Raw genomic sequence first — 12,263 nt, 5'->3', positions numbered from 1 at the left:
CCCGCCGAGCCCGGTCACCCGTCGAGCAGCGCGCCGGAGTCGATCCGGAACGGGAACGGCCGCTCGGCGGTCAGCACCTCGCCTTTCGTCGCGGTCGTGTGCTCGACGTAGTGCTCACCATCGAGGCGGAACAGCCGCAGGGTGACGGCGGAGAAGGCAGGCAGCTCCGGCTCCACCAGCAGGTACCACCCGATCCGCGCGGCGGCGTAGAACTGCATCTTGAGCAGCCGGTCGGTGGCGGCGTTGCTCGGCGAGGTGATCTCGCAGATCAGCACCACCTCAGCCGCGTCGGTCACCGATCCGTCCCGGCTGGTGTCGGCCACGACGAGGTCCGGGATGACGATCCGGTCGGGGCGCAACCGGACGTTGATCGCCTCGTACGCGGCTAGGCCGACCGCTCGGGCAGCCGGATACAGCGCCGACATCAGCAGGAACGACAGTTGCTGATGCGGCTTGCTCGGGGCCGGACTCACCCACAGACCTCCGTCGATCAGCTCGATACGGTTGGGAGTCTCACCGAGGGCGAGGTACTCCTCCTCGCTCCACGGCCCCACGTGATCAAGGACGGCCACGCTCACCGGCAGACTCACCTCCAGACTGATGCCTCCACCAGTCTGCCATCTGCCCCTCCGGGGCGGCGGTGGTGGCAGTGATCCCGCCCCAACGGTCACGGCAGAGGTACGCCAGGTCGGCGTGAATCCACCTGCCGTCGTTGTCGCGCAGCACCGGTCGGCCGCAGTGCTGACACGGCACGACCCTCGGGTACGGCGGCGTGGCGGGTGCGCCGGTCACGGCAGTGTGCCGTCAGCGTCGCCGGTGCCGGTGCCGGTGCCGCCGCCATCGGTGTCGCCGTCGCCCCAGCAGAGCCCGCCGAACCCGGCCGCTCGGTGGAACCCGGCGTGGTGGCGGACCTCCGCACATACCTCACCGTCCGGGCCACGTACCCCGCAGAACAACGGCTCGTTGACGTTCCACGCCTCCGCCCGCGACAGCAACGGGGCGTGCTCGCCCAGCTCCGGGCACAGGATGGTCAGCCCTTCGGCGTACGCGACGGCCTGCTCCCGCGCGGTGTCGACGTCGACGGCGGCGAACGTCAGGTGCAGCGTGTACCGGCCGCGCCGGTCGTACCGCAGCCAGTCCGGCAGGTTGCCGATCCCGCCCGGACCGTCGGCGCTGCCGTTGGCCTGTGCCACCGGCCGGCGGCGCTCACGCTCGTTGAGGTAGCGGTTGACCAGCGCTTCGGCGTGCCCGACCGGGCCGACCTCGGGGCCGAGGGCGTGCGCGACGGCGGCCCGTGCCGGTTCGGACAGGTCAGCCCGATCGAGTACGGCGAACAGGTCCCGGTTTCGCTGCGTCGGATCGAGGCTCGGGTCGGTCCAGCGTGCTGAACGGTTGTCGGTCACGGACACCTCCAGGCAGTGGCGACGTCATCTCTGCCCTCAGCATGCATCCATGCACTCAAAATACAACGTCGCAATCAACTTCTGTTTGACGGAGTGTTGGTACATACTTCGATCCGACTCACGTCGCCGCTGCCAGACCCGGATGCACCCGGAGGTGTTCTCGTGGCACAGGTTCCGAGCCCGACGATCCGCGCTCGCCGGTTACGCCGGGAGCTACGTCGGCTCCGCGACGCGGCCGGTCTGACGGCCGAGGAGGTTGCCCGCCGCTTGGGCTGGCACCGCACCAAGGTCATCCGGCTCGAACACGGCCACTCACGGATAACGCTCAAGGACACCGAGCAAATGCTGGGCCTTTACGAGGCGTCCGACGAGGACCGTGAGTCGTTGACCGCGCTCGCCAAGCAGGCCAGGCAGAAGGGCTGGTGGAGCGCGTACGGCGACGTGCTGCCCGACGACTACGTCGGCTTCGAGGCGGAGGCCACCGCGATCAGCAGCTTCGAGTGCCTGTACGTGCCGGGACTGTTGCAGACCGAGGAGTACGCCCGCGCCATCATCCACGCCGGCCGCAGCACCGCCGACGCGGACGAGATCGACCGGCGGGTCGCCGCCCGGCTCGCCCGCAAGTCGCTGCTGTCGCGGGATGTGCCGCCGAGACTCTGGATCGTCCTCGACGAGGCGGCGATCCGCCGGGTCGTCGGTGGCCCGAAGGTGATGCGCACCCAGCTCACCCGGCTCATCGATGCCTGCGCCCAGCCGTCGATCGAGCTGCAGATCGTGCCGTTCGGGGCAGGCGCGCACGCCGCGATGGCCGGCCCGTTCACCATCCTCGGCTACGCCGACCCGATCCTCGACCCATCCATCGTCTACATCGAGAACGATGCGAACACCCTGTTGCTGGAGGAGGATGCCCACGTGGCGCGATATAAACTCATGTTCGACCACCTCCGCGCCAAGGCCATGGACCCGGACGAGTCCGGCAAGTTCCTGGCTCGGGCGGCAGAGGAGCTTCCCGACTGACCCGACCGGCCAGAGGAGACGCGGGATGACCGCACCAGAACTGTCCCACGCTCACTGGCGCAAGAGCAGCCGCAGCAGCGCCAGCGGCTCGAACTGCGTCGAGGTGGCCACGCTGGCCGGCGGCACGATCGGCGTACGCGACTCGAAGGACCCGCACGGCCCGGCACTGCTCTTCCCCACCGGCGCCTGGACGGCGTTCCTCACCACGGTGTCCAGCCGCTGACGCGACCGGTCAGCCGTCCGACGACGCCCGTGCACTCCAACCGCCCCTACGTCTTCCTCGACGTCGACGGCGTACTGATTCCCTTCGCCGCCCGTGCCACAGGCCGCGCACCTTCGCCCTACGCTGCAGCCCATCGTGACGCCATCGGCAATCCGCTGCTGGAACGGCTCGATCCGAACGACGGCCGCCGGCTGCTGGCGCTCGATTGTCAACTGGTCTGGGCAACTACGTGGATGGCCGAGGCGAACGAGGTCGTCGCGCCGCTGCTCGGCTTGCCGGAGCTGCCGGTCGTCCCATGGCCGGACTCGGACGACGAGCCGCCGCGCGGCGTGCACTGGAAGACGGCGTTCCTCACCAGCTGGGCGGCCGGGCGCACCTTCGTCTGGCTCGACGACGAGATCACCGAAATGGACCGGCACTGGATGTCCGCGCACCACCCAGGCGAGGCCCTGCTGCACCGCGTCGACCCACATCTCGGCCTCACCGACGCTGACTTCTCCGCCGTCGGCCAGTGGCTAGCAGCCGGCAGCGGCGAAGCCGCCTCTTCCCCAGCGCCATGACAGTTGATGTCCTGCCGGTGGATTGTCGGCGTGTCGCCCGGCAGGACATCAGCTCATCATGGTGAGAAGCGGCCGGTAGCCACCCTGCCTGATCCCGCGAGTGCCGAGTCGAGGTGAGGGCTCACGCCGGGCTGACCATCTGGACGAGGTTGCCGCAGGTGTCGTCGAGGACCACGCCGACGAACGGGCCCACCGGCGGGGGGTCTGGAGAAAGGTGACCCCGTGGGCCTGCCGCTCCCGGTAGGCCTCGTCGACGTCGTCCGACGCCGACTTCTCCACCCTCCGCCAGTGGCTCGCAGTCGACGGCGGCAATGGCACGCCGATGTGAGGCTCAGATACCCTACGACCGCCTCGTAGGGTATCTGAGCCTCACATCGATGCAGCGCTCCAGCTGTGACGCCGGCCGGGGTACCGTGGCCGGATGAGCACTCGCCGTCTGCCCGCCCAGGTCGGTGACCTGCCGCCGATCGGGCGGCCCGCCAACAGTGCCCTGCTCGCAGCCGGCGTCACCACCCTCGCCCAGGTCGCCACGTACCGTCGTGAGGACCTGCTGGCCATGCACGGCGTCGGCCCGAAGGCCGTCGGCATCCTGGCCACCGCACTGGCCGAACGCGGGCTCACCTTCGCCGGCTGACCAGAGGGGACACCGGATGACCTCGCCCGATGGTGTCCGTCTCCCGCACGGCCAGCCCACACCGGCCCACGTACGCGAAGCGACGCTCGCCGATGTCGATCAGCTGACCGAGGTGCACACGCTTGCCCGCACCGCCTACTACACGGCGGCAGGTGAGCTCGACCCGGCCGACCCGTCGCTGTCGTCCCCCGAGGCGTACGCCGAACGCCGTGCCGCCTGGGCGAACGCGGTCACCTCGCCGGAACTGTTCACCGTCGCCGCTGTCCTCGATGGCCAGGTCGTCGGCTGCGCGGCGGTGGGACCCGCCGCCGCCGGTCACGTCGACGCGCCTCACGTCGGCCAACTGCACCAGATCCACGTACTCCCCGACTGCTGGGGTCGGGGGATCGGCGGGCTGCTGCACGACGTATTCATCGCGTACCTGCACCGGACCGGTCGGACCGGCGGGGTGCTGGAGATGTGGGAGCGTAACGCTCGGGCCCAACGCTTCTACACCGCTCGGGGCTGGCAGGCCGACGGCCACAGCCGCCCCGGCCCGGCCGCCACCCGTTATCTCTACTTCCAGCTGCGCCGGTGAGCGGTAACGTGCCCGGCGTGAGCGAGCTTGTCGAGCGGCACACCGTACTCGCCGTCGTCGTCGGATCCCGGGCGTACGGGTTGCACGGGCCGGACTCCGACTACGACCGGCGCGGCGTGTACGTGGCCCCGACCAGGGCGTTCTGGCCGCTGGACAAGCCACCCACCCATCTCGACGGGCCGGCACCGGAGCAGTTCTCCTGGGAGTTCGAACGCTTCTGCACCCTGGCACTGCAGGGCAATCCGACCGTCCTGGAGGTGCTCTGGTCCCCGCTGATCGAGACGCTGCGCGAGGACGGCGAACAGTTGCTGGCCGCCCGGCAGGCGTTCCTGTCGACGCGACTGGCCCAGACGTACGGCGGGTACGCCCGCGACCAGCTCGACCGGGTGGCGGCCCGCCGCGAACGCACCGGCGAGACCAACCACAAGCAGGCGATGCACATGATCCGGCTGCTGACCGCCGGTGCGCATGTGCTGCGTACAGGGCAGGTCCTGGTCGACGTGGGACCGTTGCGGGACCGGCTGCTGGCGGTCCGGCGCGGCGAGCTGCCGTGGGCGGCGGTCACCCGCTGGGCGGCGGACCTGCTGGTCGAGCTCGAGGACGCGGCGGCGGGCACCGTACTGCCGGAGCAACCCGATCGGGCCGCCGTCGACCGGCTGCTCATCGCCGTACGGGAAAGGAACCTGGGGTGACTCTCGACGTGCCGCCGTGGGCGGCCGAGGTCGCCCACGCGCTGCCCCGCCCGTTGCTGTTCGCCACCGTCAGCGGTGCGCACCTGTACGGGTTCGCCTCCGTCGACTCCGACCTCGACCTGCGCGCCGCGCATCTGCTCGCGCCGGCCGAGGTGGTCGGCCTCCGCGTCGGACCGCAGACGTTGCAACATCACGGGGTACGCGACGGGGTCGAGCTGGACGTGGTGAGTCACGATCTGCTCAAGTTCGCCAAGCTGCTGAACAGCCGCAACGGGTACGTGCTGGAGCAGGTGCTGTCGCCGCTGGTGGTGGTGACCACGCCGGTGCACACCGAGCTGGCCGACCTGGCCCGGCGGTTGATCACCCGGCACCACGCGCACCACTACCTGGGCTTCGCCGCGACACAGGAGAAGCTGTACGCCAAGACGGGACTGCTCAAACCAGCGCTGTACACGCTGCGGGTGCTGCTCACCGGCATCGAACTGATGCGCACCGGCCGATTGGAGACCGACCTCGGCGTGCTCGGTGGTCATCTGGCGTACGTGCCGGACCTGATCGCCGCCAAGCGGGCGGCCGAGCGTGCACCGCTGCCGGCGGACGCCGCGCGGCACCTTGCTCGGGACCTGCCCCGGCTGCGCGCCGAGCTGGAGTCGGCCCGAGACGCGTCCGAGCTGCCGGACCGCGCCGACCAGTCAACGGTGGACGCCCTGCACGACCTGGTGGTCCGCACCCGACTGGGCTCTGTTCCACAGTGACATGACGTCGCTTGATCTCTGCTCCGACAGTCTGGACGGGCTTTCCGTCGGTGATGCCCTCGGCGCCCAGTTCTTCGTCCCCGGCAGCGGCCTTGCCGCGTTGCTCGACGGGGACCCACCGGCCGGGCCGTGGCCGTGGACCGACGACACCGAGATGGCTTGCTCGATCGTCGCCGAGCTGCGGGGGCACGGCGGCATCGACCAGGACCGCCTGGCGGCCCGATTCGCCGAGCACTTCGAGCCGTACCGTGGCTATGGTGCCGGCGCGGTGGTCCTGCTGCGCCAGGTCCGCCAGGGCGTCGCCTGGCGGGACGCGGCCGGCGCGGCGTTCGACGGCCAGGGGTCGATGGGCAACGGCGCGGCGATGCGGGTCGCCCCGCTCGGCGCATTCCACGCCGGTAACAACCGTACGGCCGCCCTGCAGGCCTGGCGGTCGGCGGAGGTCACCCACGCCCACCCCGAAGCGATCCTGGGCGCGGTGGCGGTCGCCGTCGCGGCGGCGGAAGCCGGCTGGTCCCGGCTGACCCGGTCCCGGCCCGAACCGGCCGAACTGCTCGACGTGGTGCTGGCCCACCTGGTCGACGGCCGGTTGCACGCAGGGATCGTCCTGGCCAGACGGTTGTTGGGGGTCAGCGTCGCCGAGGCGGCGTACGAGTTGGGCAACGGGTCGCAGGTGCTGGCCTTCGACACCGTTCCGTTCGCGCTGTGGGTCGCCGCGACCCGGCTCGACGACTACCCGGCGGCGATCCACGCCTGTGTCGAGGCCGGCGGTGACGTCGACACGACCGCGGCGATCGCCGGTGGCGTCGTGGCCGCGTACACCGGCTCCGGACCGGGCGGGATCCCGGCGCAGTGGCTGGCCCGCCGCGAGCCACTCCCGACCACGTACGCCGATAAGTCCGCTGCCTGGTCGCGTGGTCGATGAGCCTGGCGCACCCGGCAGCGGCGTCGGCACGTTAGCGTCTGCGCGGGCAGTCGAGTGCTGCGATCACCAGGGAGGACACATGCCGGGTCGCTTCGTCTACTGGATGAACGTCTCCGTGGACATGATGATCGAGAGTGCACCAGGTGAGAACGGCGGCGGCGACTGGATGCGTATCGGGGAGTCGCTGCACCGGGAGTTCAACGCGCGGGCGCGGGCGTTGTCCCAGATGGTGCAGGGGCGGAAGGTATACGAGATCATGGAGGCGTTCTGGCCGGACGCGCGCGACGACGCGTCGCTGCCGGACTTCTTGCGCGAGTACGGCGGGATCTGGACGTCGACCCCGAAGGTGCTGGTGTCGCGTACCCGCGTCGACGCCGGGTACGACACCCGCGTCATGGGCCGCGACGGTGACGCCGTGGCGGCGCTCGCCGAGCTGCGGGCGCGGGCCGATGGTGACATCGGCGTCGGTGGTGCCACCGTCGCCTCCCAGTTGTTGCGGGCCGGCCTGCTCGACGAGCTGATGCTCTTCGTCCACCCGGTGGTTCTCGGCACCGGCCGGCCACTGTTCGACGACCATGATGCCCCCGTCGACCTCGACCTGCTTGAGCACCAGTCCTACGACGGGGGCGTCACTCTGCACCGATACGCCGTCCGAGGTGCCCGCCCTCCGGCGTGACCTGCGGTTTCACCGGAGGACGACAGGTCGTCGGCACTCCGTACACAAACTTGAATGATTCCAGAAAACGGCCTATCGTGGCCGGGTGACATCCGACCTCGAGGCGCAGCTGAGGGCGGCCTCGTTGCGGGTGACCCGACCGAGGCTCGCGGTCCTCGCCGCGCTGCACGACCACCCGCACGTCGACACCGACACGGTGATCGACCTGGTGCACGCCAATCACCCGACCGTGTCGCACCAAGCGGTCTACGATGTGCTGCGGGTCCTCACCGACGCCGGTCTGGTACGGCGCATCCAGCCCGCTGGCGCGACCGCCCGCTACGAGCGGCGGGTCGGGGACAACCACCACCACCTCGTCTGCCGCTCCTGCGGTGCGATCGTCGACGTCGACTGCGCCGTCGGCTCCGCCCCCTGTCTCACCGCCTCCCACGACCACGGCTTCGTGGTCGACGAGGCGGAGGTCGTCTACTGGGGCACCTGCCCCGGTTGCGCGACCGAAAACGCTCCCTCGTCATCGACCAATCCGGAAGGGAACACATGAGCGACATGCAGGACAACGCTCCCACCAGCGCCCAGGGTGTGGAAAAGATGTCGGCGGCCGGCTGCCCGGTCGCCCACGACTCGGTCACCTCGCACGGCAGCGAGAGCGAGAACCCGGCGATCGACTCGCCGACGCCGAAGACCGGTGGTCGGCCACGGACCAACCGGGACTGGTGGCCCAACCAGCTCGACCTGTCGGTGCTGCACGCCCACTCGCCCAAGGGCAACCCGCTCGGCCCGGACTTCAGCTACGCCGCCGAGTTCGCCAAGCTCGACGTCGAGGCGCTCAAGCGGGACATCGTCGAGGTGCTGACCACGTCGCAGGACTGGTGGCCGGCCGACTTCGGCCACTACGGCGGCCTGATGATCCGGCTCAGCTGGCACGCCGCCGGCACCTACCGCATCGAGGACGGCCGCGGCGGCGCCGGTGACGGCGGGCAGCGTTTCGCCCCGCTCAACAGCTGGCCGGACAACGCCAACCTGGACAAGGCCCGCCGGCTGCTCTGGCCGGTCAAGGCCAAGTACGGCCAGAAGATCTCCTGGGCCGACCTGCTGGTGCTCGCCGGCAACGTGGCCCTGGAGTCGATGGGCTTCAAGACGTTCGGTTTCGGCTTCGGCCGCGAGGACGTGTGGGAGCCGGAGGAGATCTTCTGGGGCCCGGAGGACACCTGGCTCGGTGACGCCCGCTACCTCTCCGAGAAGGAGATGTCGACCGGCGTCGGCGCCACCGAGATGGGTCTGATCTACGTCAACCCGGAGGGGCCGCGCGGCAACGCCGACCCGCTCGCGGCGGCGCATTTCATCCGGGAGACGTTCGCCCGGATGGCGATGAACGACGAGGAGACCGTCGCGCTGATCGCCGGCGGCCACACCTTCGGCAAGACCCATGGTGCCGGCAACGCCGACCAGCACGTCGGCCCGGAGCCGGAGGGCGCGCCGCTGGAGGCGCAGGGCCTGGGCTGGCTGAGCACGTACGGCAGCGGCAAGGGCGCCGACGCGATCACCAGCGGCCTGGAGGTCACCTGGACCGACAAGCCGACGCAGTGGAGCAACCGCTTCTTCGAGATCCTGTTCGGGTACGAGTGGGAGCTGACCACCAGCCCGGCCGGTGCCAAGCAGTGGGTGGCCAAGGACGCCGAGGCGATCATCCCGGACGCGCACGACCCGGCGAAGAAGCACAAGCCGACGATGCTCACCACCGACCTGTCGCTGCGTTTCGACCCGGTGTACGAGCAGATCTCCCGCCGGTTCCTGGCCAACCCGGACGAGTTCGCGCTGGCCTTCGCCAAGGCCTGGTACAAGCTGCTGCACCGCGACATGGGTCCGGTCGCCCGGTTCCTCGGGCCGTGGGTTCCCGAGGCCCAGCTGTGGCAGGACCCGGTGCCGGCCGTCGACCACGAGCTGGTTGACGAGGCCGACGTCGCCGCGCTCAAGGCGAAGGTCCTCGACTCCGGTCTCACCGTCGACCAGCTGGTGGCCACCGCTTGGGCGTCGGCGGCGAGCTTCCGCTCCACCGACAAGCGCGGCGGTGCCAACGGTGCCCGTATCCGGTTGGAGCCGCAGCGCAACTGGGAGGTCAACCAGCCGGAGCAGCTGGCCACGGTGCTGAGCACCCTGGAGGGCATCCAGCAGGAGTTCAACGCGGCCGGCGGGGCGAAGATCTCGCTCGCCGACCTGATCGTGCTGGCCGGGTCCGCCGCCGTGGAGAAGGCGGCGCAGGACGCCGGGGTCAAGGTGACCGTGCCGTTCCACCCGGGTCGCACCGACGCGAGCCAGGAACAGACCGATGTCGAGTCGTTCGCGGTGATGGAGCCGCGCGCCGACGGGTTCCGCAACTACCTGCGTCCGGGTGAGAAGACCCAGCCGGAGGTGCTGCTGATCGATCGGGCGTACATGCTCGGCCTGTCCGCGCCGGAGATGACCGTGCTCGTCGGCGGTCTGCGCGCTCTCGGGGCGAACGTCGGCGGTGCCCGGCACGGTGTGCTCACCGACCGGCCCGGCGTGCTCACCAACGACTTCTTCACCAACCTGCTCTCCCCGGGCACCCGGTGGAAGGTGGCGGAGTCCGGCGAGCACGTGTACGAGATCCGTGACCTGGCCACCGACGAGGTGAAGTGGACCGCGACCGCGGTCGACCTGATCTTCGGCTCGAACTCGCAGCTGCGGGCCCTGTCCGAGGTGTACGCCAGCAGCGACGCCCGGGAGAAGTTCGTCACCGACTTCGTCGCCGCCTGGGTCAAGGTCATGGACGCGGACCGCTTCGACCTGGCCTGATCCCGCACATCTACCCGTCGTCGCCCCGCCGCCCGGCTTAGCCGGGCGGCGGGGCGACAGCCGTTACCTGGTCGACGGGGCAACGACGGTTGCGGCCCGGTTCACCGGGGACACCAGCGGTTGGCGTAGCCGTCGATTGACCCACACGAGCCGATGCCCTGCGGGTAGGTGAAGAAGTCCGTCGGGTCGTACGTGCGTTTGACCTCGACCAGCCGCTGGTAGTTGTCGCCGTAGTAGGCGCGCCGCCAGTCGGCCAGGTCCGGGTCCGGAAAGTTCTGGTACGCACCGACTGAGGGCTGCCCGGCCAGTAGCTCGTCGTACAGCGCGGTCAACCAGGCGACGCTGGCCACCTCGGTCGCCGGCGGATCGTCGTCGGCCCAGCTGGCCTCGGCGGCCATAATGAACAGGGCGTCGCGGTGTACGAACGCGGTGGCGCCCGGCGGTACCTCGTTGATCCGCCCGCCCATGCAGAACAGCGTCACCCCGGCGCCGTCCGGGTTGCGGCTGCCCGGCCACTGCCGCAGCCCGGCCACCAGAGCCCGCAGCCGGTCCTCGTCCAACGGCGCGCGCAGCACCGCCGACTTGACCGCGAACTGCTGCGCCGGAGTGGTCGCCGACAGCAGGATGGCCGCCTCGGCCGGGGTGACCTGGCGAATGCTGTCCCGGTTGGCCCGCCGTTCGGCCGGGGTGCCGACCGCCAGCGCCGGGGCGAGGATCGTGGCCAGTTCGTCGGCGTACCCGTAGAACTGGCCGAGCGCGTCGGCGTACATCTGTGGCGCACCGTCGTCGGCGAGGGTGGTGCCCGCGCCGATCCGGGCGTCGAAGCGCCGGTCGGCCTGCTGCGCGGCGGCCACCTCCTGCATCGCCGCCAACGCCGCCACCATGCTGTCGGCGCCCCAGCGGAGCTGGAAGTACGCCACCTCACCCCGCAGCCGTACGTACCGGAAGGTGAAGTCGGTGTTGATGCCGAAGTTGTTGCCGGCCCCGCCCCGGCAGGCCCAGAACAGGTCCGGGTCGGTGTTCTCGTCACAGGTCGTCGTCGTGGCGTCGGCCAGCACCACGGCCGTCGACGCCAGCCGGTCGCAGGTCAGCCCGAACATCTTGTCGCTGAACCCGATGCCGCCGCCGAGGACCAGCCCGGCCACCCCGACGGTCGGGCAGCGGCCGGCCGGCACGAAGACACCCTGCTGCCACAGCAACGGACGCAGGTCGGCGTTGACGACGCCGGCCGCCACGGTCAGCAGTCCGGCGTCCGGGGTGACCTCGATCGGGCCGTACCGCTGCGGGGGTGCCGGTGCCGGATTCGGTGTCACGGTGACGTCGCGCAGCCGGCTCGCCACCAGCAGCAGACCGGGGGTGGTGGAGTAGCCGGCGTAGTTGTGGCCCACGCTCGACCGAGGTACGAGCGGCATGCCGACGTCGCGGGCCCAAGCGACGGCCACCGCGACGTCGTCCGAGGTGCCGGCGGCCAGGATCGCCGCCGGGCGCACGTTGGCGTACCGGTGGTTGAACGGAATGCTCAGCGCCTCGTAGCTCGCCCCGCCCCGCCGGTAGAGGGTGGCCTGCGGCGACAGCCGGCGCTCCAGCGCCGCCCACCGCGCGTCGGGCAGGTCCCGCCATGGCCCGTCGTCGCGGCCCGTCGCCGACCCGATGTCCGGATTCTGCGGCCTGACCTGGGTTGGTTGCTCGGCCGGGGTCCCGGTCGGCTCGTCGGTCGGCGTCGGTACGGCCACAGCGGGCCGGCCGATCAGTCCGACCGCCGGGACCAGTCCCGCGACCGCGCCGGCCCGTAGCGCCGTCCGCCTGCTCACCATCGTCCGCGCTCCCCCGCCGGCACCGTCCGGTTCAGCGGCCTCTGCCGCCCCGGCTACCGCACCGACCCTGCCACTGGTCACGGGCCACTCGTGTCCCTCGGGCCCAGATCACCCGTCCGGCGTACGCCAAGCCTCATCACGCGTCCCACGGGTCTGCGCGTCTCGGCCCTGCG

General features: G+C 70.7%; 14 protein-coding genes. 11 read left to right on the top strand and 3 right to left on the bottom strand.

The features are described from left to right. Positions 1 to 14 precede the first annotated feature (14 nt). A complete protein-coding gene (locus O7632_RS08575; RefSeq protein ID WP_278112913.1) occupies positions 15 to 578 on the bottom strand; it encodes a Uma2 family endonuclease in 564 nt (187 codons plus the stop codon). Between the two features lie 210 nt (positions 579 to 788). Beyond that, complete coding sequence (locus O7632_RS08570) at positions 789 to 1,403, bottom strand: hypothetical protein (protein WP_278112911.1); 615 nt, start codon at positions 1,401 to 1,403, stop codon at positions 789 to 791. A 162-nt stretch (positions 1,404 to 1,565) separates the two neighbouring features. On the opposite strand from O7632_RS08570, the gene O7632_RS08565 reads away from it, so the two are divergent. From O7632_RS08565 to katG, 11 genes are all read left to right on the top strand, one after another. After that, positions 1,566 to 2,420 carry a helix-turn-helix transcriptional regulator gene (locus O7632_RS08565; RefSeq protein ID WP_278112910.1) on the top strand — a complete coding sequence of 285 codons (855 nt, stop codon included), beginning with the start codon at positions 1,566 to 1,568 and terminating at the stop codon, positions 2,418 to 2,420. A 25-nt stretch (positions 2,421 to 2,445) separates the two neighbouring features. After that, positions 2,446 to 2,643 (top strand): DUF397 domain-containing protein, encoded by a 198-nt coding sequence (locus O7632_RS08560; protein ID WP_278112908.1) that lies wholly within the window; start codon positions 2,446 to 2,448, stop codon positions 2,641 to 2,643. A gap of 29 nt (positions 2,644 to 2,672) precedes the next feature. Continuing rightward, positions 2,673 to 3,203 (top strand): HAD domain-containing protein, encoded by a 531-nt coding sequence (locus O7632_RS08555; protein WP_278112906.1) that lies wholly within the window; start codon positions 2,673 to 2,675, stop codon positions 3,201 to 3,203. Positions 3,204 to 3,624: 421 nt separating this feature from the next. Then, positions 3,625 to 3,837, top strand: coding sequence for a DNA-binding protein (locus tag O7632_RS08550; RefSeq protein ID WP_278112904.1), 213 nt, complete (start codon positions 3,625 to 3,627; stop codon positions 3,835 to 3,837). A gap of 16 nt (positions 3,838 to 3,853) precedes the next feature. After that, positions 3,854 to 4,414: a GNAT family N-acetyltransferase gene (locus tag O7632_RS08545; RefSeq protein WP_278112902.1), complete on the top strand. Its 561-nt coding sequence runs from the start codon at positions 3,854 to 3,856 to the stop codon at positions 4,412 to 4,414. A 17-nt stretch (positions 4,415 to 4,431) separates the two neighbouring features. Further along, positions 4,432 to 5,106: a nucleotidyltransferase domain-containing protein gene (locus O7632_RS08540; RefSeq protein WP_278112900.1), complete on the top strand. Its 675-nt coding sequence runs from the start codon at positions 4,432 to 4,434 to the stop codon at positions 5,104 to 5,106. Then, positions 5,103 to 5,861, top strand: a complete 759-nt coding sequence (locus O7632_RS08535; RefSeq protein ID WP_278112898.1) for a nucleotidyltransferase domain-containing protein — start codon at positions 5,103 to 5,105, stop codon at positions 5,859 to 5,861. Before O7632_RS08540 ends, O7632_RS08535 begins: the two co-directional genes overlap by 4 nt. 1 nt (position 5,862) lies before the next feature. Then, positions 5,863 to 6,786: an ADP-ribosylglycohydrolase family protein gene (locus O7632_RS08530; protein ID WP_278112896.1), complete on the top strand. Its 924-nt coding sequence runs from the start codon at positions 5,863 to 5,865 to the stop codon at positions 6,784 to 6,786. Between the two features lie 79 nt (positions 6,787 to 6,865). Further along, complete coding sequence (locus O7632_RS08525) at positions 6,866 to 7,462, top strand: dihydrofolate reductase family protein (protein WP_278112894.1); 597 nt, start codon at positions 6,866 to 6,868, stop codon at positions 7,460 to 7,462. An 85-nt stretch (positions 7,463 to 7,547) separates the two neighbouring features. Further along, the gene (locus O7632_RS08520; RefSeq protein WP_278112892.1) at positions 7,548 to 8,003 is read left to right on the top strand and encodes a Fur family transcriptional regulator; all 456 of its coding nucleotides are present in this window, start codon (positions 7,548 to 7,550) and stop codon (positions 8,001 to 8,003) included. Then, entirely contained in the window at positions 8,000 to 10,276 is a 2,277-nt protein-coding gene (katG, locus tag O7632_RS08515; RefSeq protein WP_278112890.1) for a catalase/peroxidase HPI, read from the top strand. The genes O7632_RS08520 and katG overlap by 4 nt, the downstream gene beginning before the upstream one ends. Before the next feature lie 101 nt (positions 10,277 to 10,377). Here katG and O7632_RS08510 read toward each other — a convergent pair whose 3' ends face one another. Beyond that, positions 10,378 to 12,090: an FAD-dependent oxidoreductase gene (locus O7632_RS08510; protein WP_278112888.1), complete on the bottom strand. Its 1,713-nt coding sequence runs from the start codon at positions 12,088 to 12,090 to the stop codon at positions 10,378 to 10,380. Between the last annotated feature and the right edge of the window lie 173 nt (positions 12,091 to 12,263).

Origin of the sequence: Solwaraspora sp. WMMD406 (assembly GCF_029626025.1) — a bacterium.
Lineage (GTDB): Bacteria > Actinomycetota > Actinomycetes > Mycobacteriales > Micromonosporaceae > Micromonospora_E.
This window is presented reverse-complemented; position numbering and strand designations above follow the sequence as displayed.

Excerpts from the sequence above, each read along its gene's own strand:
- O7632_RS08560 (WP_278112908.1), top strand. The coding sequence starts at position 2,446 with ATGACCGCACCAGAACTGTCCCACGCTCACTGGCGCAAGAGCAGCCGC.
- O7632_RS08550 (WP_278112904.1), top strand. The coding sequence starts at position 3,625 with ATGAGCACTCGCCGTCTGCCCGCCCAGGTCGGTGACCTGCCGCCGATC.
- O7632_RS08545 (WP_278112902.1), top strand. The coding sequence starts at position 3,854 with ATGACCTCGCCCGATGGTGTCCGTCTCCCGCACGGCCAGCCCACACCG.
- O7632_RS08530 (WP_278112896.1), top strand. The coding sequence starts at position 5,863 with ATGACGTCGCTTGATCTCTGCTCCGACAGTCTGGACGGGCTTTCCGTC.
- O7632_RS08525 (WP_278112894.1), top strand. The coding sequence starts at position 6,866 with ATGCCGGGTCGCTTCGTCTACTGGATGAACGTCTCCGTGGACATGATG.
- katG (WP_278112890.1), top strand. The coding sequence starts at position 8,000 with ATGAGCGACATGCAGGACAACGCTCCCACCAGCGCCCAGGGTGTGGAA.
- O7632_RS08510 (WP_278112888.1), bottom strand. The coding sequence starts at position 12,090 with ATGGTGAGCAGGCGGACGGCGCTACGGGCCGGCGCGGTCGCGGGACTG.